This window comes from Pseudonocardia autotrophica (genome assembly GCF_003945385.1).
Lineage (GTDB): Bacteria > Actinomycetota > Actinomycetes > Mycobacteriales > Pseudonocardiaceae > Pseudonocardia > Pseudonocardia autotrophica.
In genome coordinates this window covers 6,900,426-6,925,396 of sequence record NZ_AP018920.1, presented here as the reverse complement: position 1 = coordinate 6,925,396, position 24,971 = coordinate 6,900,426, and the positions used below count along the sequence as shown (strand labels likewise).

The following is a 24,971-nucleotide window of genomic DNA, read 5'->3' as shown; positions in this document are numbered from 1 at the left end:
GCGGATGTCAGCAGGTCACGGCGTGACGACGCTGCGCAGGGCGCGTCCGGCGAGCAGCTCGTCGAAGCCGCTCTGGGCGTCGGCCAGCGGGTAGCTGCCGGTGAGATAGCGCTCGAGCGGCAGCTCGCCGTCCAGGTAGCGGCGCGCGAGCATCGGCAGGTCGCGGTGCGCGTCGCAGTCGCCCCAGATCGACACCCGCAGCGAACCGCCGGTCAGGAACAGCTCGCGCAGGCCCAGCTCGACGGTGTCGCCGACCTTCGGTGCACCCACCACCACCAGCCGGGAGCCCACCGCCCGGACCTTCAGCGCCAGGTCGAGCGTGCGCGGACCGCCGACCGCGTCGAGCACCACGTCGGCGCCGCGGCCCCCGGTGATCCGGCGGACCGCCTCCACCGGGTCGGCGGCCCCGGCGTCCACCGTGTGCGTCGCCCCGAACGCGGTCGCCGGCTCCAGCTTCCCGGCCTGCACGTCGAGCGCGATGATCCGCTCGGCCCCCGCTGCGGAGGCCCCGGCGACGGCGGCCAGGCCGACCGCGCCGCAGCCGATCACCACCACGTCGTCGGACGGGCCGACCTCGGCGGTGTGCACCGCGGCGCCGTAGCCGCTCGGCACGCCGCAGCCCAGCAGCGCGGCGATCTCCGGCGGCACCCGCGGGTCGATCGGGACCACGTTGGCCGCCGGCACGATCGTCCGCTCGGCCAACCCGCCGACACCGAGTACCGGGGTGCCCGACACGCCGTCGGCGAGCGGGATCGGCGGGCGGCGCAGGAGCCGGGCCGCGCACCGGGTGGGATGCCCGGCCGTGCAGTGCCTGCACCGGCCGCAGGCCACCATCGGGGCGACCACGACGGTGTCCCCGATCCCGAGGCCGGCCCCGATGCCGTCCCCGGCCTGTGGGCCGAGTGCCGCGACCCGGCCGGTGACCTCGTGGCCCACCACGTACGGGAAGTCGGTCCCCGAGGTGCCGTGCATGAAGTGCACGTCGCTGTGGCACAGCCCGCAGGCGGTCACCTCGATCGCCACCTCGTCGCGCACCGGATCGCGCAGCGGGACGGTCTCCACCGCGATCGGTTCGTGCGCCCGGCGGACGACGGCGGCGCGATAGGTGTCTGTCATCTCGGCTCCTCCGGTGCGGTGGCTGCGGCGGGTTCGGCGTACCAGCGATGTGCTGCCTGCGGTGCGGTGTCCACGACGACCGTCCGGAGCTCGGTGTAGGCCTCGTGGCCGATCCGGCCGAGCTCCCGGCCGACGCCGGACAGGCCGACGCCGCCGATCGGGGCGTCCGGGGCGAGCGCGCCGTAGGAGTTGATCCAGAAGTATCCGGCGCGGACCGCGCGCGCGGTGTGCAGCGCACGTTCGAGGTCCCGGGTCCAGCACCCGCCGACCAGGCCGAACGGTGAGTCGTTGGCCAGCTCGACGGCGCGTTCGACGGTGTCGAAGCTCTGCACGGTGAGCACCGGCCCGAACGCCTCGTCCCGGATGATCGACGGCCCGGCGCCCGCCGGGGGATCGAGGTCCCGGAAGTCCAGCACGGTGGGCGCCAGGAAGGCACCGTCCGGGTGCACGTCGGCGGGTCTGCTGCCGCCGGCCCGTGCCGTGGCGCCTGCGGCGACGGCGTCGTCGATCATCCGCTGCACCCGTTGCTCCTGCTGCCGGGAGATCAGGCAACCCAGGTCGCTGGCCGGGTCGAACGGGTCGCCCACCCGGATCGCGCCGGCGATCCGGGCGATCCGCTCGGTCACCTCGTCGGCCACGGAGCTCTGCACCAGCAGCCGGGAGCCGGAGAAGCAGCGCTGCCCGGCGTTGCGGAAGATCCCGCCGACCGCGGCGTGCACCGCGGAGTCCAGGTCGGCGTCGGCGTAGACGATGTTGGCCGACTTGCCGCCCAGCTCCAGCAGGGTGCGCTTCATGCCGTCGGCGGCGTCCCGCATCACCTGCCGGCCGACCTCGGTGCTGCCGGTGAAGGAGACCATGGTGACGGCGGGATGGGTGACCAGCGCCCGGCCCACGTCGCCCGCTCCCTGCACGACCTGCAGCAGGCCGTCCGGCAGGCCGGCGGCGGAGAGCAACTCGGCCAGCGCCGGTGCGGCCAGCGGGCTCTGCTCGGGGGCCTTGAGCACGATCGCGTTGCCCGCGGCCAGCGCGGGGCCGGCCTTCTGCGCGGCGAACATCAGGGTCGCGTTGAACGGGATGATCGCGGCGACCAGGCCGACCGGATCGCGCAGGGTCAGCTTCAGGGTGCTGCCGTCGGCGGGCAGGGTGGAGCCCTCCAGGCCGGTCGCCCAGTTCGCGGCGCTGCGCAGGTGGGTGGCCGCGACCAGCACGTCGCCGCGCGCCTCGGCGAGGGTCTTGCCGTTGTCCAGGGTGATCAGCCGGACCAGCCGGTCGGCACCGGACTCCAGCAGGCCCGCCGCGTCGCGCAGGATGCGGGCCCGCTCGTGCGGGCCGGTCCGGGCCCAGCCGGGCTGTGCGGCGAGCGCACCGGCGATCGCGTCGTCGAGCAGCGCCGGGGCGGTGCCCGGCACCGTGGTGATCACGCTGCCGTCGCCCGGGTGCAGATCGGGGATCGGCGGGCCGCCGCCGTCGCGCAGCCGGCCGTCGATGTAGGTGTGCCGGTCGGGTACGGCCGGGTGCTCGGTCATCGGACCTCCTCTGGGCGGCGCCGGGCGCCGACGGCCCTGGCGGGGCGGCGCGGTCCGGTGCGAACGAGCGAGCGCTCTTACGTGGGAAGCGCTGCGACGCTACCATGCGATGCATTAGATATGGGACGTAAAGTCCGATAGTTGTTGACAGAGTTGTCGACACAGTTGTTGAGACAGCTGTTGAGGAGATCCCGTGGAGTACACCCATCTCGGCCGCAGCGGGCTGACCGTCAGCCGCCTGGTCCTGGGCACCGACAACTTCGGTACCCAGACCACCCCGGAGGACGCGGCGGCGATCATGGACCGGGCGCTGGACCTGGGGATCAACGTCATCGACACCGGTGACGTGTACGGCTGGCGCTTCGGCGAGGGGTACACCGAGCAGATCATCGGGACCTGGCTTGCCGGCGGTGCCGGGCGCCGGGACCGGACGGTGCTGGCCACCAAGCTCTACGGCCAGATGGCCGAGTGGCCGAACAACTCGGGCCTCTCCGCACTGCACATCCGGCGGGCCTGCGAGGCGTCGCTGCGCAGGCTCGGCGTGGACCACATCGACCTCTACCAGATGCACCACATCGACCGGACCACGCCGTGGGAGGAGATCTGGGAGGCGATGGACCTGCTCAAGACGCAGGGGAAGATCGTCTACGTGGGCTCCTCCAACCACCCCGGATGGCACATCGCCGCCGGTCAGGAGGCCGCCGCCCGCCGGGGCAGGCCCGGCCTGGTCAGCGAGCAGACCATCTACAACCTGCTCGAACGCACCGCGGAGCTGGAGGTGCTGCCCGCCTGTGCGCACTACGGCGTCGGCATGATGCCCTGGTCGCCGCTGGATGCCGGGCTGCTCGGCGGGATCCTCCGGAAGGAACGCGAGCAGACCATGGGCGGGCCGCTGCCCGGCGCCCGGATCGCCACCCACCGGGGCAAGCGGCTGGCCAAGCTGGATCGGCACCGCGACGCGGTGCAGGCCTACGAGGATCTCTGCGACGAGCTCGGCGCGAAGCCCGCCGACGTGGCCGTGGCCTGGCTGCTGGCCCGCCCCGGGGTCTCCGCGACGATCATCGGCCCGCGCACCGTCGATCAGCTCGTCGAGGCGACCGGCGCCTTCGACGTGCACCTCGGCGACGAGGTGCTGGCCCGGCTGGACGCGATCTTCCCCGGGCCGGGCCCCGCCCCGGAGGCCTACTCCTGGTGAGCCCGGCGGCATGGCCCCCTCCGGATCCCGGAAGGGGCCGTGCCGGCTCAGCGGAAGGTCTGGCGCAGGCCGAGCAGCCTGCCGACCCCGCGCTGCTCCAGGTACTCCGCGTGGTCCCGTACCCCGTGCACGTAGGTGTCGAGGTAGCCGGCGGTCTCGCCGGCGACCGCGCGATCCCGGTACTCGACGAGCTGTTCGCGGTCGTAGCCGTAGTGCCCCGGCGAGGACAGCGGATGCGCCCCGTACGGCGCGTGCGCCACCTTCTCCACGATCGCGCCGGGCATGGACACGATCCGCGGGTCCGGGGACGGCGCGTACTCGTCGAGCACCTCGTCGGTCGAGACGATGACGTGGTCGCTGGCCTTGGCCATCACGTCCTCGAACCGGCGCTGACCGAAGATCTGCACGTTGCCCTTGCGGTCGGAGACCTGCGCGTGGAACAGCCCGAAGTCCGCGCGCAGCGCGGGGATCGTGGTGACCGTCCGCCCGGTGTAGGGGTCGGTGGTGGTCCGGATCATCGGGTTGACCTTGGGCAGGTCGGTGCCCTCGTAGAGCGGGGGGAGCGCGACGAACGGCAGCTTGCTCGCCCCGGCCCGGAAGCCGTAGACGACCCAGGCCTCGTCCGCCTCGATGATCTCGATCGACTTCTCCTGCGCGGCCCGGCGGAAGTTCGGGGCCAGCCCGAGGAACTCCAGCCCGACGTAGGACACGTGCAGCTTCCGCACGCAACCGGCCGCGATCAGCATGTCGACCGGTGCGCCGGCGCTGGGGGTGGGGATCAGCTCGAGATCGCGCACCCCGCGCCGGATCAGCGCGTTCACCAGTGCCATCGGGCTGTTGTGCGAGTGCACCCCGCCGAGGGCGATGGTGGCGCCGTCCCCGATGTCGGCGACCGCCTCCTCGGGGGTGGTCACCTTGCTCGTGCTCGCGTCCACGCTCACCGTCCGGACTCCTTCGTCGCGGTGCCGAGCAGGGCCAGGCCCGTGCCGCTCGACAGCTCAGCTCTTCTGATCTTGCCGCCCTCGTCCACCGGCAGGGAGTCGACGAACTCGACCTCCCGGGGACGCTTGTAGGCGGACAGCTGACCGGCACAGTGCTCGATCACCTGCTGTGCGGTCACCTCGCTGCCCTCGGTGCGCTGCACCAGGGCCTTCACCGACTCGCCGTACCGCTCGTCCGGCACCCCGAGCACCGCGGCCCGGTGCACCCCGGGGCAGCTCTGCAGCACCGCCTCCACCTCACCGGCGTAGACGTTCTGCGCCCCGGAGCGGATCACGCCCTGCGCCCGGTCGGCGAGATAGATGTAGCCGTGCTCGTCGCGCCAGGCCATGTCGCCCAGGCGCAGCCAGCCGTCCCGCAGCACCGCCCGGGTGGCCTCCGGCTGGCTCCAGTACCCGGAGAACACGCTCGCCGCTCGGATCCGCATCTCGCCGACCTCGCGCGGTGCGACCACCCGGTCGTCGGCGTCGACCAGCTGCACCTCGGCGAACGCGGCGGGCCGGCCCACCGGCACGATCGAGGTCGGCCGGTCGGCGAGCAGCCGGTCGTGGTCGTCCGGGGTGAGCAGGGCGGCGAAACCGCCGGCCTCGGTGGCACCGAACGCGTGGTACAGCCGCACGTCGAGCGCCTCGACCAGGGAACGGATCAGGTTCCACGAGGTCGCCGCGCCGCCGTAGCCGATCAGCGAGAGCGTCCGGGCGCGGCCCGCGGCGAGTCCCGGGAGCGCCGCGACCAGGTCGACCAGCATCGTCGGCACCAGGAACGCGTGTGTCACCCCGTACCGCTCGACGTCGTCGACGAAGGCCGCCGCGTCGAACCGCTTGCGCAGCAGCAACGGGACACCCAGGTAGGCGGTGGTGGTCACGAACGACGCACCGACCCCGAGGCTCAGCGGCATCGAGATCCAGGTGGGCCCGCCACGGGGGACGTCGACCTCGCACAGGTAGTTCGCGGTGCTGGCCAGCTGCTGGTCGTGGGTGGCCATGCAGCCCTTCGCCGCCCCGGTGGTGCCGCTGGTGTAGCGCAGCGAGCGCAGGTCGGCGCCGCTGAAGACACTGACCCCACCGCACTCGCCGGGGACCGGCCCGTCGGCACCGGAGGCGACCAGCTCGTCGAAGGACTCGACGGGTACGTCCGTGTCGCCGGCGTCCACCGGGCCGACGGTGACGATCCGCCGGACCGCCGGGGCACCGGCGGCGGCCTCCACCGCGGTCGCCGAGTCGCAGATGACCACGGAGGCGCCGGAGTGCACCAGGATGCGGCGCATCTCGGTCGTGGTGAGCTTCGGGTTGACGCCGACGGTGACCAGGTTGGCCTTCCACAGGCCGTGGTAGGCGACGACGACCCGGTGGTCGTTGGCCAGGACGAGCGCGATCCGCTCCTGCTCGCGACAGCCGCGGTCGATCAACGCGTGCGCCAGCCGGTCGGTCGCGGTGTCCAGTTCGGACCAGGTCAGCTCGGCCTCGTCGGTGATGACGGCCGGTCGGTCGGGGCGGCGTACCGCGTTCTGCCGCAGGAGGTTCTCGATGCGCATGGCGGCTCCGGATCGGTCAGGAGGGGGCTCAGGCGGGGAGTGCGTTCTCGATCAGGTCGACGACGAACGCCGGGTGCTCGACGTGCAGGTGGTGCCCGGCTCCCGGCACGACCTGCACCGGGTGCCCGAGCGTCGCGCTCATCTCGTCCGGCCGGACGCCCGGATCGGCACCGCCGCAGGCGAGCCGGACGGGCCCGGTCACCCGTGCGGCGACCCGGGCCAGTTCGTCGGCGTCGGCCGGCGGATCGGCGGCGGTCCGCCGGTCGACGGCGAGCTGGTAGCCGCCGTCGCAGGCCAGGACGCCGGTGTCCAGCAATGCGGTGTCCGCATCCGCGGAGATGCCGCTGACCAGTGCGAACCGGCTGCGTGCCGGCTCCGGAGCGGGGAAGACCCGGGGTGCGCGGGCGGCCCGGCCGGCGCGGGCGGCGAGCTCCTCCTCCGCCCAGCCGACCCGGACGGCGAGCACCGCGGCCGCGCCGACCTCGATCCCGTGTGTGCCGTCGGCCAGGCTCAGCGCGACCAGCCCGCCGAGCGAGTGCCCGACGACCAGGTCGATCCGCCGCCCAGGGGGTATCGCTCGCGCGACCGCCGCGGCGTAGTGCGCGTGGTGGTAGTCCGGCAGCCGGTCGGACCGGCCGTGGCCGGGCAGGTCGACGGTCAGTACCTCCCAGCGGGCGCGGCGCCGGGCGATCTCGGCGAGCGTCGGCGCCCAGACCGCGGCGGTGGCGCCGGCGCCGTGCAGCAGCAGTACCCGTGGCCCGGATCCACCGGTCCGTTCCAGGTGGACGCGGGGGCCGGTCACGTCGCGCCGTCCAGGAACCCGGTGACGGCCGCGGCGAACTCGGCGGGCCGTTCGATCTGCGGATAGTGCCCGGCACCGGGGACGGTGCACGCCCTGGCCTCCGGGATCCGACCGGCCAGCTCCTGCCAGGTGTCGTCCGGGACGAGCGCGTCGTGCTCGCCGCGGACGAGCTGCACCGGCAGCGTGATCGCACCGTAGTCCCGGCGCGGCGCCCGGACCTGTGGGCGCCCTTCGGTGCCGGACCGGGCGGGGGAACGCAGTGCGGCGGCGGCCCCGGTCTCCCAGGCGCCGGGCAGGGCGGCGATCTCGTGCCTGCGCCGGAGCAGGTCCTCGTCGTCGCGGTAGGCCGGATCGTGGAAGAGCACCGCCATCGACGGGCGCAGCCCGTCCAGGGTCCCGTCGAAGGTCTCCAGGACCTCCCGGCCCGCCGCGACCGGCGGTGCGAGCCCGATGCCCGCGGCGACCACGGTGCGCAGCGGCCACGCCGCCCGGTCCCGGGCGGCCATGTCCAGCAGCATCCGCGCGCTCAGCGACGTCCCGACGGCGTGCACCGCGTCCACGTCCAGGGTGCGCAGCAGCGCCGACACCTGCGCGATCATCAGCCTGCGCTGCCCGCCCGCGAAGTCGCGGATCTTGCTGCTGCGACCGAAGCCGACGAGATCCGGCGCCAGCACGCGGTACCGGCCGGACCAGTGCGGGATGCAGTCCGCCCAGGTCAGCTCGGCGGCTGCGCCGTACTCCCCGCCGTGCAGCAGGAGCAGGACGGGCCCGTCCCCCGCCTCGAGGTAGTGCGTGCGGATCCCGTCGGCGACGACGTAGCGGCTGTGCAGGGTCATCGACCACCGACCGCGCCGTACCGGCGGAGCACGCCGTCGGTGTCGACCTCGGTGCGCAGCAGGTGCAGGTCCTCGGCGCTCGGCGGCTCGACGACCTGCAGGTCGTCGGCTACCGGCAGGTCGAACCCGGTGGCCTCCTGCACCTGCTCGACGGTCGTCCACGGGTGCAGCCGCGCGAGGCGCATGTGCTTGGACTCCGGCTCGAAGTCGAACACCCCGAGCGGGGTGAAGACCCGCCGCGGCCCGGAGGACTCGGGCCGGAACACCTTGCTGCGCGAGTCGCCGCCGTCCAGCCAGCCGGCGCCGCTGACGAAGTCCACCCGGTCCACGAACACCCGCGGGGTGTGGTGCTCGGTGTAGATGAAGCTGGACTTGAAACCGCCGGAGAAGACCAGCCCGATCGTTCCGGGCCCGCGCACCTTCGGGTTCTCCCAGTCCCCGATCATCGCCATGTTCAGGTTGCCGAACTTGTCGATCTGCAGGCCGCCGAGGAAGGCGAAGTCGAACCGGATGGCGGTCTCGAAGTCGACGACGTCGTCCAGGCTGTAGTGGTACTCGCTGGTGACCAGGTTCCGGTAGTCGGCCGAGGACTCGGTGAGCCGCCGGATCTTCGGGTTGGACGCCCCGCTGCCACCGCAGAAGAAGGTGAGGTTCGGGGCGTGGGTGAGTTGGGCCAGCCGCAGGCCGGCTGCGGGGATGTGCGACGCGGCGCCCACCGAGCCGAACTCACCGTCGCTCATCTCGTGGGCGATCGAGATGGCCATCATCTCGGCCCAGCTGTAGGTCTCGCCCGACACGGCGCCTCCCACTCTCCTGCGGCGGCAACCCTTGCACACCCGTGAGTTCACGATTAACGTACACTACGTCCGATTGTTGTTACAACACGCTGCGGATGGGGAGTGTCGATGACCGGAGCCACCGCGATCGAACGGGTCCTGCACGGGCTCGTCGACCTGCACTGTCATTCCGGGCCCAATCCGTTGCCCCGCCGGTTCGACCACGTCGAGGCGGCCCGGGACGGTGCCCGGCTCGGGATGCGTGCGCTGCTGGCCAAGTCGCACCACCACAACACGGTGATGGACCTGCTGGCGGTGCGCGAACAGCTGAGTGGGCTGTCCACGCAGGTCTACGGCGGGATCGCGCTGAACCAGTTCGTCGGCGGCATCAACCCGTACGCCGTCGAGCTGAGCCTGCGGATGGGCGGGCGATGCGTCTGGTTCCCGACGATCTCGTCCTCGGCGCACATCGATCACCACAACTCCGGTGGTGGTTTCCCGACGCCGACGATCCCGTTGAGCAGTAGCCGGACCGATGTCCGGGACGCCTCCGGCGCACTGCTGCCGCAGGCCCGCCGGGTGATCGAGCTGATCGTCGAGGCCGATGCGCTGCTCTCCGCCGGGCACCTCGCGCCGGACGACGTCCGGCTGGTCTTCGGCACGGCCGCCGAGCTCGGCGTGAGCCGGATGGTGCTCAGCCATCCCAACTTCGTGATCGGCTCGGACCCGCAGCAGTGCCGCGAGTTCACCGCGCTCGGCGCCTACATCGAGCACGAGACCGCGATGTACGACCCCGAGGTGGCGCAGGCCAAGGGCGGGCCGGAACAGCTGATGGAGTGGATCTCGGCGATCGGGCCGGAGCACACCGTGCTGGCCTCCGACCTCGGCCAGCACGGCCGTCCGATGCCGGTCGACTCCTTCATCCGGGTGGGCGGGGCGCTGCTCGACCTGGGGCTGCCGGAGAAGGACCTGGGGATGATCGTCCGGGACAACCCGTCGTACCTGCTCGGCCTGGACCGCTGACCGCCACGAGACGGAGGAACGTCGTGTACAGCCCCACCGACCCCCGGGCGACGCTGCCCGGGGGTACCGCGACCCGGTCCGACGAGCCGGTCGCCGAGTTCCAGGCGTTCGCGCTGGACGACCTGGCGCCGTCCGAGGTGAGCGAGGCGGGCAGCCGCACCTGGAATGTCCGCGGGCAGAACTTCGTGCTGGCCTACACCCGGGCCGTCGCCGGCGACCCGCTGGCCCGGCCGGCCGAGCTGCAGCGGCACGAGTACCTGGTCGTCGTCCCGCACGACGGAGGGAACGTCCGGATCGGTCACGACACCGCGGGCGCCGCCGAGCTGGCCGGCCGCGGGATCGCGATCGTGCCGGCCGGGGGGAGCGACCTCACCGCGGCCGGCGACCTCGATCTGGTCCGGCTGTTCGACGTCCGGGCCGCCGATCTGCTGCCGCGCTGCCACAACGCGGAGAGCTACCGGGAGCCGCACCCCAGGGTGGCCCGGCCGGAGCCGTGGCCGGACCCGGTCGGTGGGCCACGGATCCGGGTGTACCGCAACGCCGACCACCCGGTCTCGCCGGACCGGTTCGGGCGGATCTTCCGGTCCAGCGCGTTCATGGTGAACTTCGGCGACCCGAAGCACGGGCCCCGTGACCCGGACCGGCTCTCCCCGCACCACCACGACGACTTCGAGCAGTGCTCGCTGACCGTGGCCGGGGACTACGTGCATCACGTCCGGACCCCGTGGACGGCGAAGCTCTCCCAGTGGCGGCCGGACGTGCACGCCGAGATCGGCAGCCCCGGCGTGGCGATCATCCCGCCGCCGACCGAGCACACCAGCCGGGCGATCGGCGACGGAGAGCACCAGCTGATCGACATCTTCAGCCCGCCGCGGGCCGACTTCTCGGCCAAGCCCGGATGGGTCCGCAACGCCGACGAGTACCCGGCCCCGGAGTGGGTGTCCGGTGGCTGACCTGCCCGGCGCGCTCACCGGCCGGGAACCGGGCGCCCCCGCGGTCGGGGCCTGGATCAAGCTGGCCACCACCGAGAGCGTGGAGATCATGGCCGCGGTCGGGATCGACTTCGTGGTCATCGACCTCGAACACGCCCCGCTCGACCTGCAGACCGCCGCCGGGATGATCGTGCTGGCCCGCGCGTACGGGATGACCCCGCTGGTCCGGGTGCCCGGCCACGAACCCGCCACGATCGGCCGGGTGCTCGACTCCGGTGCCTGCGGGATCCTGGTCCCGCACGTGGACGACGCCGAGCAGGCCCGCGCGGTGGTGTCCGCGATGCGGTTCCCGCCGCACGGTGCGCGGGGCGCCGGCGGGACCAGCCGGGCCGGGCGCTGGGGCCTGCTGTCCCGGGCGGAGTACACCCGGTTCGGCAACGAGCAGGTGCTGTGCATCCCGCAGCTGGAGAGCGCGGAGGCGATCGAGGCGGCGCCGGAGATCCTGGCGGTGGACGGGGTGGACGCGGTCTTCCTCGGCGCCGGGGACCTGGCGTTGTCGCTCGGGCTCGGCGCCGGCGAACCTGCCGTGCGCGCGCTGCTGGACACCGGCCGGGCCGCCGCCGCGGCCGCCGGGAAACCGTGCGGGGCGGCGAGCGCCGGTGTGGACGGTGCGCTGCGGGCCGCCGAGCTGGGACACGGCTTCGTGGTGATCGGCAACGACGCGACCCTGCTCGCCAGGGCCGCCGACGCGCTGGTCGGTGGAGTGCGTGCCGGATTGCGGGGGACCCGGTGACCGGCTGTCCGCTCGTCGGAGCCTGGGAGCTGGTCGGCTACGAGGTACCGGACGCCGAACCGGGCGAGCGCTTCCCGCTCGGCCGGGAGCCGCTCGGGCGGCTGATCTACACCGCGGCCGGTGACCTGGCCGTGCACTACATGGCCGGGGACCGGCCCGCGCCCGCGACCGCGAACTGGCGGTTCACCACCGATGCCGAGAAGCTCGCCGCGGTCCGCGCCTACGGCGGCTACTCCGGCCGCTACACCTGGCACGGCGACCGGGTATCCCACCACGTCGAGGCCTGCATCCACCCCAACTGGATCGGCACCACGCTCGTCCGGCGGGTCGAGCTGACCGGCACCGACCTGGTGCTGCGGGTCGCGGAGCCCGGCCCGGCACCGACGCCGGTGCTGCGCTGGCGTCGCCGCAGCTGACCCGTCAGAGAGAGGATCGACGAGGTGCTCATCGATGCGCATGCCCACCTGGTCACCGACGAGCCGGGCTACCCGCACCTTCCCGGCGCGTCGCCGAACGCCCTGATGCCCGTCGAACGGCTACTGGAAGCGTTGCGGGACAACGGAGCCGATGCCGCGATCGCGGTGCAGCGGGCACATGTGTACGGCTTCGACAACAGCTACGTGCTCGATGCCGCCGCCCGGCACCCGGACCGGGTGCGGGCGATGTGCGTGATCGACGGGCAGGCCCCGGACGCGGTAGGCACCGTGCACCGGCTGGCCGAGCGCGGTGCGGTCGCGATCCGGCTCACCGCCCCCGGCGGCGATCAGCACGGCGGCCCGGCCGGGACCGGCTGGTTCGCGGGACCCGAGGCCCGCGCGGTCTGGGCCGCCGCGGCGGACACCGGATTGTCGATGTGCCTGCACATCTACCGGTGGAACTCCGCGGAGGTGCTGCGCGGGCTGCCCGCAGTGCTCGACGCGGTGCCCGGCGTCCCGGTCGTGCTGGACCACATCGCCGCGGTGGACGTGACCGGGCCGCCGGCCGGGGCCGAACCGTTGCTCGCGCTGACCGATCACGAGCAGGTGCACGTCAAGATCACCACGTTGAACCTGGCCCGGTTCGACGACCCGGCCCGCCCGGTGGACTGGTCGGTCGCGCGGTTCGGTGCGAGCCGGGTGCTGTGGGGCTCGGACGTCACCCAGACCCGCGGCGAGTACGCCGGCATGGTCGCGACCGCGCGGCGCGCGGTCGCCGGGCTCTCCGCGGCCGACGCCACCGCGGTGCTCGGCGGCACCGCGGCCCGGCTCTACGGCCTCCGGCCGGCGACGGCGGGATGAGCCCGGTGCTCGTCGACACGCACGTGCACCTGTTCACCGGGGCGCTGCCGATGGCCGCGCACGCGTGGACGGTGCCCGAGCGCGCCCTGCCGGTCGAGGAGTTCGAGACGCTGATGCAGCGGCACGGGGTGACCCACGGGGTCGTCTCCGCGATGAGCCTGCTCGCCGACGACGCCTACACGGTGGCCGCACTCCGCCGGAACCCGAGGCTGCGGGGCACGGTGACGGCCGGTCCCGGCACGGATCCGGCGGAGCTGCGTGCCCGGTGCACCGCCGCCGGCGTCGCCGGGATCCGGTTCCAGTGGCGCAGGCGCGCCGAGCTCCCGGACCCGGCCGATCCGGGCTACCGGCGGGTGCTGGACACGGTCGCCGATCTGGGCATGCACGTCGAGCTCAACGTGGAACGCGATCGTCTGGCTCCGGTGCTGGCCGGGCTGTGCGGGCACGGGGTGCCGGTCGTCGTGGACCACTTCGGCGACCCGCATCCCGAACTCGGCTACCGGACGCCGGGCGGCGAGGCACTGCTGCGCGCGCTGGACACCGGACGGGTGCGGGTCAAGCTGTCCGCCGGGTACCGCTTCCGGCCGGCCGCGGAGCGGCTCGTCGGTACTGCTGCGGAGCTGATCTCCCGGGCCGGGCCGGACCGGGTGTTCTGGGGAAGCGACGCCCCGTTCGTCGGGGCCCGCGAACCCACCGGCTACGCGGCCGAGCTGGCGTCGTTCGCCCGGATCGTGCCCGATCCGGCGGTCCGCGAGCGGATCCACCACGCGGCGCACGACTACTACTTCGGCCCCGCCCGATGACGGGCCGCTCGACGTGACGGGCCGCTCGAGGGGGCCGGGATCAGCGCTCTCCGGCCACCGCCAGGACGGTGTCCACCGGATCCCCGTTGGGCACCACGACCAGGCCGCCGGCCAGCGGACGGACCTGCTGCGCCAGCTCGGTGGCCAGCTCCAGGCCGACCCGCTGCCCACCGCTCCCGGCCCGGTCCAACAGATCCAGCACCCGGGGCGGGACGTGCACGTCGGGTACCTCGTGGGTCAGGTACTCGGCCTCGGCGAACCCGCTCAGCGGGCGGATCGAGACCAGCACCGGAGGGAGCGGCTCACCGATCTGTTCCAGCAGCCGCTCCAGGTCCTCCACCGCGTAGACCGGCCGGGTGATCAGGAACTGGGCGCCGGCCGCGATCTTGTCCCGGGCCCGGGCGGCCGCGGCGGCCAGGTCCCGGCCGCCCGGGTTGATCCGCGCGCCGATCTCGAAGGTGGTGCGGGTCGGCAGCGGGAGCCCGTAGAAGTCGGTGCCGTCGTTGAGCCCGGTGAGCAGTTCGATCAGGCCGATCGAGTCGACGTCCCAGATGCCGTCCACGTGCGGGTAGTCACCGACCAGCGGTGGATTGCCGGTCTCGCAGACGATCCGGTGCATGCCGAGCGCGTGCGCCCCGAGCAGGTCGGCCTGCAGGGCCATGATCGTGCGGTCCCAGGTGGACACCGTGGCCACGGTGTCCACCCCGAGCCGCTGGTGCAGGTGCAGCGCGAGGTCGACCGGGCTGAGCCGGGCGCGCACCCCGCCTCCCGCGCCGACCGAGATCAGGTTCACCCCGTGCTCGTGCAGCCGGCGCGCGGCGTCGACGGCCTGTTCGGTGCCTCCCCGGTCGTCCGGGGTCAGCTCGACCGCCAGCAGGTCGCTGTGGCCCGGGTCCCGGACGGCGGGCGCCGGCGCCGGTGCGGCGGGGACGGTGCCGGTCACCGTCGTCCGCCGGCGTGCCTGGCGTTCCCGGACGAGCTCGACGACACCGGCGAGCTGGGTCGGTGTGGTCCCGCAGCATCCGCCGACGACCCGGGCCCCCACCTCGACCAGCTGCCCGACGTAGCGCACGAGGTACTCGGCGTCGATGTCGTACTCGAACCGGGCCGGCCCGGTCCGGCGCGGCAACCCGGCATTGGGCTGGCCGGTCACCGGCAGGTCGGTGTGCTCGCACAGTTCCCGCACCACGTCGAGCATGTGCCGCGGGCCGAGCGTGCAGTTCGTCCCGATCGCCGCGACCTCGATCTCACCGAGCGCGTGCGCCACGTCGCGGGCCGGGTGGCCGCTCAGCGTGCGACCGTCCGGGCCGAACGTGGCCTGGGCGATCACCGGTAGGTCGGTCTCCTCGACCGCGATCCGGGCGGCCTCGAGCAGCTCGTCCAGGTGTCCGAAGGTCTCCAGGACGATCAGGTCGACTCCGGCCCCGTCGAGCAACCCCAGCTGCTCGGTCACCGCGTCGGTGCGGGCCGACGCGGAGACCCGTCTGCGCTGCTGGACGCTCACCGCGGGGGACACCGATCCCGCCACCAGTACCCCGGGCCGGGCGCCGGCGGCCTCCCTGGCGATCCGCACCGCGTCGCGGTTGATCTCGCCGAGCCGGTCGGCGAGGCCGAACTCGTGCAGCCGCAGCCGGTTGGCACCGAAGGTGTTGGACTGGACGATGTCCACCCCGGCGTCGACGTAGCGGGCGTGCACCGCCCGGACCAGATCCGGGTCCGAGCAGGACAGTGCGGGCAGTGACTGGTCGAGGGCGTTGCCCGCGGCGTGCAGCATGGTGCCCATCGCGCCGTCGCAGACCAGCACGCGGCCGCTCACCATCGCCCGGAACTCGGAGACCGTCAGGCTCATGATCCGTACCTCGACCCTTCGATGATCTCGACCGCGATCTCGGCCATCAACCGGTCCCGGTGCAGGTCGAGGCGCAGACCGGTGATCTCCTCGACCCGGCGCAGCCGGTAGGCGACGGTGTTCGGATGGACGTGCAGCCGGCGCGCGGTGCGGCTCGGGCTGCTGTTCTCCTCGAAGTACACCGACAGCGTCGTCAGCAGGTCCGCGCCGGTCGAGGAGCCGTCCGCGAAGAGCTGCCCGAGCACCTCGTCGCCGAACCGGCGCAGCTCGGCCGGGTCCGGGAACTGCAACAGCAGCCGGTGCACCCCCAGCTCGGCGAACGGCACCACCGCGCCCGGGACGGGTGATCGCAGGCCCGCGGTGAGTGCCCGGCGGGCCTCCGAGTACGAGCGGGCGACCTGCGCGGCCGCCCGGCACTCGTTGCCGATCCCGATCGCGGGAACCGCCACGCCGCGCCGGTGCAGTTCCTCGACGAGCCCCTCGGTCAGCTCCAGTGCCCGGGCGACCGCGGCCGGGAGGGCGGTCCCGGAGGTCGCGCCGTCCGGTTTCGTGCCGCTCGGAGGTGGTGCACCGGGGGGCCGGGCGGTGGTGCTCGCGCCGGGACCGGGCAGGACCGCGACCACCTCGTCGGCCCGGACCGCGAGGATGGCCTCCGGGGCGAGCGCGCCGAGCACCTGCTCGACGATCGCCGCGGTGGCCGGGGCATCGGAGTCGCGGGGCAGCGGTACCACGGTGACCGCATGCGGAAGCGCCTCGTCGTAACCCAGGTGCTGGGCCCACTGCGTCGCTTCGCCGCGGTCGATGTCGCGGGCCAGCAGCAGGCCCTCGACCAGTTCGCGGCGGGCCCGCCCGGCTGCGGCCGTGACCACCAGGTCCCGGCCCAGCAGCACCCCGCAGACCATCGCGGCGTGCTCGCCGGCCAGCAGCATCAGGTCCTCGCCGAGCCCGGTGTCGTTCGGCCCGTCCCGCTCCGCGGTGGACAGCAGGTAACCGGCCAGATCCTTGCCGACCGAGACGGGTGCGACGCCCACCGGTGTCTCCTGCCGGTGCCCCGGAACCTGCAGCGCGCGCCGGTTGCGCGCGGCCGCCGAGAGGATCCGGCTGAACCCGGCCGTCCCCGCGTGGTCCCGCGCGATCGCCAGGATCTCGGTGGCGGTGCAGGGGCCCGCCTCGGCGAGTACCTCCAGCCCGCGATCGAGCACCGCGACCGATGAGCCGGTGGCCGAGGCGAGCAGGCCGACGATCGCATCGAGATCGTTCTGCTGGGCGGCGGCCGCCGACAGGTGGCTGCACATCGCGACGAACCGGCGCAGCCGGAGCAGCTTCTCCGCGATTTCCGGTCGACCGGCGGCATCGGGAGACGGGTGCTCGGTGCGGCTCGGTGTCGAGTCCGCTGCTGCCATGTCAGCACAGTAGGGCCATCCCGAGGCGGGAGGCAACGACCGTTTCGCCGTCCATTGAAATCGACTGTGATATGACACAAAAAGTACCGATGTCGAGTAGTGCGGTGCCACATGTCGGCCGGATCGTGCCTCGATCCAGGGGGTCGGAGCACGTTGTGTAGGACGACAGTCCCGGGCCCGGATGTTCTGGCGATCGACCCGATGACCGACGACCGGATGACGTGTCAGGCTACTTCACATCGCATTCCGGCAATTCCTGTGGAAGACCGGATGCGTTCTCGTCGAGCAACGGTGTCCGAAGGGAGTGCGATATGGAGACCGAACGGTTTTCCTGGCCGAGGCCCTTCCGGCCGCGGATCCCCGGCTCGGGTGGCTACCGATCGAATCGGCTGCTGCGGCGCAACGCCGTATGGGCCCGGCTGGGCGCACTCCTGGAACGCACGCCGTGGGGGTACCGGCTGTTCACCGCGACCGAGCGGGTGACGAAGGAGCAGCTGTTCGGCTGCCGGATGTGTGGCCAGTGCGCCCTGCCGACGACCGGCTACACCTGCCCGATGACCTGCCCGAAGGAGCTGCGCAACGGCCCGTGCGGCGGGGTGTCACCGACCGGGATGTGCGAGGTGCATCCGAGCCTGCGGTGCGTCTGGGTGCAGGCCTACGAGCGTGCGGAGGCCAACGGGCACACCGGCGACCTGGATCTGCTGCACCACCCGGCGGACCACCGGGAATGGGGCCGCAGCGCATGGGTGAACCACTGGCAGGGGCACGAGACGCCCCCGGCGGACCCGGGTCCGCTGCTGCACCGTCAGCTCGGTGTGACCCCGCGATGAGCGGCGGACTGCGTGCGGCGCTGGCCGCGGGGCGGTTCGCCCTGACGGCCGAGCTCGGACCGCCCCGCGGCGCGGACACCGAGGACTTCCTGCACCGGGCCCGGTTGCTGTCCGGCTGGGTGGACGCCGTCAACATCACCGACAACCAGGGCGCGCGGGTCCGGATGTCCAGCCTCGGTGGCGCGGTCATCGCCGGACGGGCCGGCCTGTCGCCCGTCATGCAGCTGACCTGCCGGGACCGGAACCGGATGGCCCTGCAGTCCGACCTGCTCGCCGCCGGTGCGCTGGGCGTGCCGCAGGTACTGCTGCTGACCGGCGACCACCCCCGGTTCGGCGACCACCCGGAGAGCAGGCCGGTGTTCGACGTCGACGCGGTGCAGGCGATCGGGATCGCCCGCGCGATGCGGGACGACGGCGTGCTGCTCTCCGGGGAGCCGCTCTCGGCGAACCCGGGCTGGCTGATCGGGGCGGTGGAGAACCCGTTCGCGCCGCCGGCCGGATTCCGGGCCCGGCGGCTGGCGAAGAAGGTCGCGGCGGGGGCCGAGTTCGTCCAGACGCAGTACGTGTTCGACGTCGAGCCGCTGCGGCGGTGGATGGCCGAGCTGGTCGATCTCGGGGTGCCGCCGCGGTGTGCGGTGCTGCCCGGGGTGGGCCCGATCCGGTCGCTGCGGATGCTGGAGTTCCTGCGTACCGGGGTCCCCGGCATCTCGGTGCCCCCCGCGGTGGAGAAGCGCCTGCGCGGGGTGCTGCCGGGCCGGGTCGCCGAGGAGGGCATCCGGCTGTGCGTGGAGACGCTGCAGCAGCTACCCGACATCCCGGGGGTGTCCGGAGCACACGTGATGGCGTTCGGCTTCGAACGCGGTGTGCCGGAGATCCTCGATCGCGCCGGGCTCGGGCCCGTGCCGTGCGAGCCCGACCGACCCGTCGTCGTATCCGGAAGGTGAGCGCCGTGCTACTGGACGTCCGACCACACAGCAGGCTCCGCGGGGCCCGCGCGGTGAACCTGAACGACGCGGTGCTCCCCGTTCTCGACGCGGTGACCGCCAGCGACGTCGACCTCAGCCGGGTACGGGTGGTCGCCGACTGGGTGCAGTACCGGGACAACTTCCGCGGCGTCGTGCAGTCCCGGCGGATCGGTCAGGCCACGCCCGACACCGGCGGCCTGCCGCCGCCGGAACCGCTCGGTGTCCGCGACGACGACCTGGAGATCGCCGTGGACCTGCGCCGCTCGGGCTCGGTCCGCCCCGAGGAGCTGCACGAGCTGACCGCGGCGGCGCTCTCGGCCACCGGCGACGACCTCCCGCTGGAGGACTGGGGGCCGGGCAGCCGCAGCTGCGTGTGGGACTTCAACGCGCTCTACTGGTCGGCCCTCGAGCTCTGGGAGAAGTCCACCGGCCGCGGGTACGAGCAGGCGCTGCCCGGCGGGGAGAGCGACGCCCGCAACACCGAGGCCGCCCGCGAGCTCATCCTGGAGCTGTTCGGGGTGTGGGACCGTCTCGTCACCGCTCAGGCGCTGCCCGACGAGCTGTACGTGCTGGAGATCGGGGTCGGCAACGGCGGTCAGGCGAAGGTGTTCCTGGACGAGTTCGCCCGGCTCGACCAGGAACGGGGGAGCGACTACTACCGCCGGCTCCACTACCTGATGTGCGACTACTCGGCGCACGTGCTGGAACTGGCCAGGCAGGCGGTGGCCGAGCACGCCGAGCAGGTCAGCTCGTTCACCCTGGACGCGACCCGGCCGTGCACCGCGCTCGGCTTTCTCAAGTACAAGATCTTCCTCGTCTACGTGTCGAACGTCTACGACAACCTGCCCACCGACGAGGTGGCTCAGCTGGGCGGGCGTACCTACCAGGTCGAGATCAGGGCGCAGCTCTGCGCCGCCGACGCGGCCGAGCTGGCCGGGTCGATCGGGATCGGGATCGACCGGCTGCCCGACGTCGTGCACCGGCTGCTCCGGCTCGGGCCGTCGCTGCTCGCCGACGCGATGCCGGACCGGTTCCCGGACACCGGCGCCGCGGTCGACTTCTGGCGACGGGCCTGGGCCGCGGTGCGGCTGGACGAGCGCTACGTCCCGCTGGCCGGGCTGGACACCTACGACCTGGGCGGCGGGACCGACCTGGGTGGTGAGCTGCTGCGGCCGCTGCTGGAGTCCGGCGCCGACGTCCGGATGCACGTGAACAACGGTGCGCTGCAGAGCTTCGTGGACAGCCTGCGGCTGCTGCACCCCTACGGGCGGCTGGTCTGCCACGACCTGTTCGTCACCGAGATCGAGGGGTACCGCACGCACTTCCGGGGCCCGGGGAAGTACGACGGTTCGGTCGTCAACTGGGTGAACGGCCCGTTGCTCGCGCACGTGGGCCGGCGACGCGGGTTCGACGTCCGCTACGAACGGTTCCGGCACCGTGCGGGCGGCGGAAACATCGTGACGATGACCGCGCAGGCCAGGGACTGATGGCCGTGCTGCGGACATCGGTGGTGGGCTCCTATCCGGTCCCGGACTGGATGGAGCGGCTGAAGACCGAGTACTGCCGGGGCCGGATGAGCCGGGCCCAGCTGCTCGACGTGCACGAGACGGCGATCAAGGCCGCACTGCGCGACCAGGAGCTCGCCGGGATCGACATCGTCTCCGACGGCGAGCTGCGCCGGGACAACGACCTGGACTACCTGCTCGCCCGGATCTCCGGGATGGAGATCCCGCGGACCACGAAGGACTTCTACTTCGACTACTACGACGTGCGCGTCGGCACGCCGCTGCCGGCTCCGTCCGAGGCGACCTCGCTCGGCCTGGCCGACGACTTCGGGTTCACCGCGGCGCAGACCGAGCGCCCGGTGAAGTTCTCCTTCACCGGCCCGTTCTCGCTGGCCCGCCACGTCCGCAACGACGCCTACCCGGACCGCCGCGAGCTGGTGCTGGCGATCGCCCGGCTGCTCGGTGCCGAGGCGCACGCGCTCCTCGCGCGGGGCGCCACCCACCTGCAGATCGACGAGCCGTTCCTGGCCGGCTACCCGGACGAGGTGGGGCTCGCGGTGGAGGCGATCAACGTCGTCACCGCGGGTGTGCCCGCCGAGTGGGGGCTGCACGTCTGTTACGGCAACCGCTACGCCCGGCCCTCCTGGGAGGGGCACTACGACTTCCTGTTCCCCGCGGTGCTGGACGCCTCGGTGGACCACCTGGTGCTGGAGTTCGGCCGCAAGGGCCTCGGTGACCTGCCGATCGTCGCCGAGCAGGGCTGGGACCGCGGCGTCGGGCTGGGCGTGATCGACGTGAAGAGCCGGCGGGTGGAGAGCCCCGAGCTCGTCGCCGGCCGCATCCGCCGGGCGCTGGAGCTGTTCCCCGCGGAGCGCCTGGTGATCAATCCGGACTGCGGGCTGCGGCACCTTCCCGGCCCGATCGCCAGGGCGAAGCTGCACGCGATGGTCGCCGGGACCCGGCTGGTACGCGACGAGCTCACCGGCACCGCCGGTCCCGCCCGTGCACTCCCGCCCGACGACGCCGGCCTCCCGGCGACGCGCCCCGACCCCGAACCCGAACCCGATCACGGTCCGCCGGTGCCGGTACCGGCCGTGACCTCCGACGACACCCCCTCCGAGCACCGAGGAGACCTGAGACGATGACCTCGTCCGACGACCACGACTTCCTGTTCACCTCCGAGTCGGTGACCGAGGGCCATCCCGACAAGATGGCCGACGCGATCTCCGACGCCGTGCTGGACGCGATCCTCGCCGAGGATCCGGAGGCCCGGGTGGCCTGCGAAACCCTGATCACCACCGGGATGGTGGTGCTGGCCGGGGAGATCACGACCACGGCGACCGTGGACTACACCGGCATCGTCCGGGACACGGTGAACCGGATCGGCTACGACCGCGGTGACTTCGGTTTCGACGGGCACAACTGTGCGGTGCTGGTCGCGCTGGACAAGCAGTCCCCGGACATCGCCCAGGGGGTCGACGAGGCGCACGAGCACCGTGGGCGGACCTCCGACGACGAGCTGGACCAGGCCGGCGCCGGCGACCAGGGGATGATGTTCGGTTACGCCTGCGACGAGACCCCGGAGCTCATGCCGACCCCGATCGCGCTGGCACATCGCTTGTCGCGCAGGCTCTCCGAGGTTCGCAAGGACGGCACGCTGCCCTATCTGCGGCCGGACGGGAAGACCCAGGTGTCGGTCCGCTACCGGGGCGGTCGCCCGGTCGCGGTGGAGCGGGTGCTGGTCTCCACCCAGCACGCCGAGGACGTCACGACCGAGCAGATCCGTTCCGACATCTGGGAGCACGTCGTGGTCCCGGTGCTGCCCGCCGAGCTCTACGACGCCGCGACGCTGCGCGCGGAGCTGCTGGTCAACCCGACCGGGCGGTTCGTGATCGGCGGTCCGGTCGGCGACGCCGGACTGACCGGACGCAAGATCATCGTCGACACCTACGGCGGCTTCGCCCGGCACGGCGGCGGGGCCTTCTCCGGCAAGGACCCGTCCAAGGTGGACAGGTCGGCGGCGTACGCGGCCCGCTACGTGGCGAAGAACCTGGTCGCGGCCGGCCTGGCGGGCCGGGCCGAGGTCCAGGTCGCCTACGCGATCGGGGTGGCCCGGCCGGTGTCGGTGCTGGTCGAGACCTTCGGCTCGGAGACGGTCGACCGGAAGCTGATCGAGGAGCTGGTGGCCGAACACTTCGACCTGCGCCCGGCGGCGTTCCGCGACTACCTCGACCTGCGCCGGCCGATCTATGCGGCGACCTCGGCGTACGGCCACTTCGGCCGGACCGATGTGGACCTGCCGTGGGAGCGCACCGATCGGGCCGAGTCGCTGCGCGCCGCCGCCGGCCGCGCCACGGACGCCACCCCCGCGCTCGCCGGAGGTGTCCGATGAGCCACCCGAAGCTGCAGAACCGTGGCGGGCTCGACTTCGCGATCGCCGACATCGGCGGGCACGAGGCCGGGCGTAAGGACATCCGGCTGGCCGAGAACGAGATGCCGGGTCTGATGGACCTGCGTCGGGAGTATGCTGAGGCCAAGCCGTTGCACGGTGCCCGGATCGCGGGCTCGCTGCACATGACGACCCAGACCGCGGTGTTGATCGAGACCCTGGTCAGCCTGGGGGCTGATGTGCGGTGGGTGTCGTGCAACATCTTCTCCACCCAGGATGATTCGGCGGCGGCGACGGTGGTCGGTCCGCACGGCACGCCGGAGAAGCCGGCGGGTGTGCCGGTGTTCGCCTGGAAGGGCGAGTCGCTCGAGGACTACTGGTGGTGCACCGAGCAGCTGTTCAAGTTCACCGATGAGGCCGGCAACGTCGTGGGGCCGAACATGATCCTCGACGACGGTGGTGACGCGACGCTGCTGGTGCACAAGGGTGTGGAGTTCGAGCAGACCGGTGTGGTGCCGAGCTTCGCCGATGACGACCTGAGCGTCTCGGACGAGGAGCGGGTGGTGTTCGACACGCTGCGGCGCAGCCTGGCCGAGGACCCGAAGCGCTGGACGACGATCAACTCCGACATCCGTGGGGTCACCGAGGAGACCACGACCGGGGTGAACCGGCTCTACCAGCTGGCTGAGCAGGGCAAGTTGTTGTTCCCGGCGATCAATGTGAACGACTCGGTGACGAAGTCGAAGTTCGACAACAAGTACGGCATCCGGCACTCGTTGCTCGACGGGTTGAACCGCGCCACCGATGTGCTGATCGGCGGCAAGGTCGCGGTGGTGGCCGGTTACGGCGACGTCGGTAAGGGCTGTGCGGAGGCCCTGGCGGGTCAGGGTGCGCGGGTGATCGTGTCGGAGATCGACCCGATCTGTGCGTTGCAGGCGTTGCTGGAGGGCTTCCAGGTGGCCCGGGTGGAGGACGTCATCGGTTCGGCGGACGTGGTGGTGACCACGACGGGGAACAAGGACATCATCACCACCGAGCTGATGGCGAAGATGAAGCACCAGGCGATCCTGTGCAACGTCGGTCATTTCGACAACGAGATCGACATGGCCGGGCTGGGCCGGATCCCGGGCATCAACAAGGTCAACATCAAGCCGCAGGTCGATGAGTGGATCTTCCCGGACGGGCACACGATCCTGGTGCTGTCCGAGGGGCGGCTGATGAACCTGGGCAACGCGACCGGGCACCCGTCGTTCGTGATGTCGAACTCGTTCGCGAACCAGACGATCGCCCAGATCGAGCTGTTCACCAAGCACGACGAGTACAACAAGGACGTCTACCGGCTCCCGAAGCACCTCGACGAGAAGGTCGCGAAGGTGCACGTGCTGGCACTGGGCGGGGAACTGACCACGCTGTCCAAGGACCAGGCCGAGTACATCGGTGTCGACGTCGAGGGCCCGTACAAGCCCGAGCACTACCGCTACTGAGAGGCACGCATGACTGCCGTCCAGAGCCGTGCCGTGTCGCCACGGACCGCTCCGACCGAGAACCCGGACGAACTGGCCCGGCTGGTCGTCACCTGTATCGACCGCCCGGGCGTCGTCGCCCGCGTGTCGAGCTTCCTCGCCGAGCACGCGGCCAACATCGTCCAGTCCGATCAGGACACCACCGGCCCCTCCGGGGGGCGGTTCTTCCTGCGGATCGTCTTCCACCTCTACGACCTCGCGGCGCAGCTGCCCGCGCTCGAGCACGCCTTCGCGGTGGAGGTCGCGCGCCCGCTCGGCGCGGACTACAGCTTCCGGCCGGTCGCCGCGCGCACCCGCACCGCGGTCTTCGCGTCGCGGCACGACCACTGCCTGCTGGACCTGCTGTGGCGGACCCGCCGCGGCGAGCTCCCGATCGACGTGGTCCAGGTCGTCTCCAACCATCCGGATCTCGCCGACGACGTCCGCGCGTTCGGCGTCCCCTTCACCCACATCCCGGTCGGCCGGGGACCGCAGGCGAAGGAGGATGCCGAGCGCAGGCAGCTGGAGCTGGTGCGCGGCTGCGGCACCGAGCTCGTGGTGCTGGCCCGCTACATGCAGATCCTCTCCGCGAACTTCCTGCACTCCGTCGGCGCACCGGTGATCAACATTCACCACTCCTTCCTGCCTGCCTTCGCCGGCGCCGGTCCCTACAGCCGTGCCAAGGAGCGCGGGGTCAAGCTGATCGGCGCCACCGCGCACTACGCCACCGAGGACCTCGACGAGGGCCCGATCATCGAGCAGGACGTGGTCCGGGTCGACCACCGCGCCACCGTCGCCGAGCTCACCCGCCGCGGCGCCGACATCGAACGGACCGTCCTGGCCCGCGCCGTGGCCTGGCACTGCGACGACCGCGTCCTCGTCGACGGGCGCACCACCGTCGTCTTCTGACAGGAGC

Annotated in this window: 23 protein-coding genes; 14 read left to right on the top strand and 9 right to left on the bottom strand. The window is 72.5% G+C overall.

The features are described 5' to 3' along the window. Nucleotides 1-15 precede the first annotated feature (15 nt). Both Pdca_RS32280 and Pdca_RS32275 read right to left on the bottom strand, forming a co-directional pair. On the bottom strand, nucleotides 16-1,116 hold the full coding sequence (locus Pdca_RS32280) for a zinc-binding dehydrogenase (protein WP_085915947.1): 1,101 nt from the start codon (nucleotides 1,114-1,116) through the stop codon (nucleotides 16-18). After that, on the bottom strand, nucleotides 1,113-2,642 hold the full coding sequence (locus Pdca_RS32275; protein ID WP_085915948.1) for an aldehyde dehydrogenase family protein: 1,530 nt from the start codon (nucleotides 2,640-2,642) through the stop codon (nucleotides 1,113-1,115). The genes Pdca_RS32280 and Pdca_RS32275 overlap by 4 nt, the downstream gene beginning before the upstream one ends. Before the next feature lie 193 nt (nucleotides 2,643-2,835). On the opposite strand from Pdca_RS32275, the gene Pdca_RS32270 reads away from it, so the two are divergent. After that, complete coding sequence (locus Pdca_RS32270; RefSeq protein WP_085915949.1) at nucleotides 2,836-3,837, top strand: aldo/keto reductase; 1,002 nt, start codon at nucleotides 2,836-2,838, stop codon at nucleotides 3,835-3,837. Nucleotides 3,838-3,884: 47 nt separating this feature from the next. Here Pdca_RS32270 and Pdca_RS32265 read toward each other — a convergent pair whose 3' ends face one another. The 5 genes from Pdca_RS32265 to Pdca_RS32245 are packed head-to-tail and all read right to left on the bottom strand — an operon-like array spanning nucleotide 3,885 to nucleotide 8,805. Then, nucleotides 3,885-4,778 (bottom strand): CoA transferase subunit A, encoded by an 894-nt coding sequence (locus tag Pdca_RS32265; protein WP_085915950.1) that lies wholly within the window; start codon nucleotides 4,776-4,778, stop codon nucleotides 3,885-3,887. Further along, nucleotides 4,775-6,370 carry a class I adenylate-forming enzyme family protein gene (locus Pdca_RS32260; RefSeq protein WP_085915951.1) on the bottom strand — a complete coding sequence of 532 codons (1,596 nt, stop codon included), beginning with the start codon at nucleotides 6,368-6,370 and terminating at the stop codon, nucleotides 4,775-4,777. Before Pdca_RS32260 ends, Pdca_RS32265 begins: the two co-directional genes overlap by 4 nt. 28 nt (nucleotides 6,371-6,398) lie before the next feature. Next, nucleotides 6,399-7,172, bottom strand: a complete 774-nt coding sequence (locus Pdca_RS35895) for an alpha/beta fold hydrolase (protein WP_158092318.1) — start codon at nucleotides 7,170-7,172, stop codon at nucleotides 6,399-6,401. Next, on the bottom strand, nucleotides 7,169-8,008 hold the full coding sequence (locus Pdca_RS32250) for an alpha/beta fold hydrolase (protein ID WP_085915952.1): 840 nt from the start codon (nucleotides 8,006-8,008) through the stop codon (nucleotides 7,169-7,171). Before Pdca_RS32250 ends, Pdca_RS35895 begins: the two co-directional genes overlap by 4 nt. After that, on the bottom strand, nucleotides 8,005-8,805 hold the full coding sequence (locus Pdca_RS32245) for a CoA-transferase subunit beta (RefSeq protein ID WP_085915953.1): 801 nt from the start codon (nucleotides 8,803-8,805) through the stop codon (nucleotides 8,005-8,007). The genes Pdca_RS32250 and Pdca_RS32245 overlap by 4 nt, the downstream gene beginning before the upstream one ends. 108 nt (nucleotides 8,806-8,913) lie before the next feature. Here Pdca_RS32245 and Pdca_RS32240 point away from each other — a divergent pair, with 108 nt between their 5' ends. Genes Pdca_RS32240 through Pdca_RS32215 form a run of 6 tightly spaced genes read left to right on the top strand, consistent with a single transcriptional unit; the run spans nucleotide 8,914 to nucleotide 13,612 of the window. Next, nucleotides 8,914-9,807, top strand: a complete 894-nt coding sequence (locus tag Pdca_RS32240; RefSeq protein WP_085915967.1) for a DUF6282 family protein — start codon at nucleotides 8,914-8,916, stop codon at nucleotides 9,805-9,807. Nucleotides 9,808-9,830: 23 nt separating this feature from the next. Then, nucleotides 9,831-10,760, top strand: a complete 930-nt coding sequence (locus tag Pdca_RS32235; RefSeq protein ID WP_085915954.1) for a cupin domain-containing protein — start codon at nucleotides 9,831-9,833, stop codon at nucleotides 10,758-10,760. After that, the gene (locus Pdca_RS32230) at nucleotides 10,753-11,532 is read left to right on the top strand and encodes an HpcH/HpaI aldolase family protein (protein ID WP_232021313.1); all 780 of its coding nucleotides are present in this window, start codon (nucleotides 10,753-10,755) and stop codon (nucleotides 11,530-11,532) included. The genes Pdca_RS32235 and Pdca_RS32230 overlap by 8 nt, the downstream gene beginning before the upstream one ends. Further along, entirely contained in the window at nucleotides 11,529-11,948 is a 420-nt protein-coding gene (locus Pdca_RS32225; RefSeq protein ID WP_158092319.1) for a lipocalin-like domain-containing protein, read from the top strand. Before Pdca_RS32230 ends, Pdca_RS32225 begins: the two co-directional genes overlap by 4 nt. Before the next feature lie 24 nt (nucleotides 11,949-11,972). Beyond that, nucleotides 11,973-12,809, top strand: coding sequence for an amidohydrolase family protein (locus tag Pdca_RS32220; RefSeq protein WP_158092320.1), 837 nt, complete (start codon nucleotides 11,973-11,975; stop codon nucleotides 12,807-12,809). Then, nucleotides 12,806-13,612: an amidohydrolase family protein gene (locus Pdca_RS32215; protein ID WP_085915956.1), complete on the top strand. Its 807-nt coding sequence runs from the start codon at nucleotides 12,806-12,808 to the stop codon at nucleotides 13,610-13,612. The genes Pdca_RS32220 and Pdca_RS32215 overlap by 4 nt, the downstream gene beginning before the upstream one ends. Nucleotides 13,613-13,652: 40 nt before the next feature. Here the strand turns inward: Pdca_RS32215 and Pdca_RS32210 are convergent, their stop codons facing one another. After that, a complete protein-coding gene (locus tag Pdca_RS32210) occupies nucleotides 13,653-15,461 on the bottom strand; it encodes a bifunctional homocysteine S-methyltransferase/methylenetetrahydrofolate reductase (protein WP_085915957.1) in 1,809 nt (602 codons plus the stop codon). Further along, nucleotides 15,458-16,864: a PucR family transcriptional regulator gene (locus Pdca_RS32205; RefSeq protein WP_085915958.1), complete on the bottom strand. Its 1,407-nt coding sequence runs from the start codon at nucleotides 16,862-16,864 to the stop codon at nucleotides 15,458-15,460. The genes Pdca_RS32210 and Pdca_RS32205 overlap by 4 nt, the downstream gene beginning before the upstream one ends. A 311-nt stretch (nucleotides 16,865-17,175) precedes the next feature. Between Pdca_RS32205 and Pdca_RS32200 the strand changes: the two genes are divergently transcribed. From Pdca_RS32200 to purU, 7 genes are read left to right on the top strand one after another with little or no spacing between them, the layout of a single operon-like run. Beyond that, nucleotides 17,176-17,694 (top strand): methylenetetrahydrofolate reductase C-terminal domain-containing protein, encoded by a 519-nt coding sequence (locus tag Pdca_RS32200; protein ID WP_085915959.1) that lies wholly within the window; start codon nucleotides 17,176-17,178, stop codon nucleotides 17,692-17,694. Beyond that, on the top strand, nucleotides 17,691-18,638 hold the full coding sequence (locus Pdca_RS32195; protein WP_085915960.1) for a methylenetetrahydrofolate reductase: 948 nt from the start codon (nucleotides 17,691-17,693) through the stop codon (nucleotides 18,636-18,638). Before Pdca_RS32200 ends, Pdca_RS32195 begins: the two co-directional genes overlap by 4 nt. A gap of 5 nt (nucleotides 18,639-18,643) precedes the next feature. Further along, nucleotides 18,644-20,146 carry a hypothetical protein gene (locus Pdca_RS32190; protein WP_125911636.1) on the top strand — a complete coding sequence of 501 codons (1,503 nt, stop codon included), beginning with the start codon at nucleotides 18,644-18,646 and terminating at the stop codon, nucleotides 20,144-20,146. Next, nucleotides 20,146-21,309 (top strand): uroporphyrinogen decarboxylase/cobalamine-independent methonine synthase family protein, encoded by a 1,164-nt coding sequence (locus tag Pdca_RS32185; RefSeq protein ID WP_085915962.1) that lies wholly within the window; start codon nucleotides 20,146-20,148, stop codon nucleotides 21,307-21,309. The genes Pdca_RS32190 and Pdca_RS32185 overlap by 1 nt, the downstream gene beginning before the upstream one ends. Next, on the top strand, nucleotides 21,306-22,556 hold the full coding sequence (gene metK / locus Pdca_RS32180) for a methionine adenosyltransferase (protein WP_085915963.1): 1,251 nt from the start codon (nucleotides 21,306-21,308) through the stop codon (nucleotides 22,554-22,556). The genes Pdca_RS32185 and metK overlap by 4 nt, the downstream gene beginning before the upstream one ends. Then, entirely contained in the window at nucleotides 22,553-24,037 is a 1,485-nt protein-coding gene (gene ahcY / locus Pdca_RS32175; RefSeq protein ID WP_125911635.1) for an adenosylhomocysteinase, read from the top strand. The genes metK and ahcY overlap by 4 nt, the downstream gene beginning before the upstream one ends. A 9-nt stretch (nucleotides 24,038-24,046) precedes the next feature. Further along, entirely contained in the window at nucleotides 24,047-24,964 is a 918-nt protein-coding gene (gene purU / locus Pdca_RS32170; protein ID WP_085913385.1) for a formyltetrahydrofolate deformylase, read from the top strand. Nucleotides 24,965-24,971: the final 7 nt, after the last annotated feature.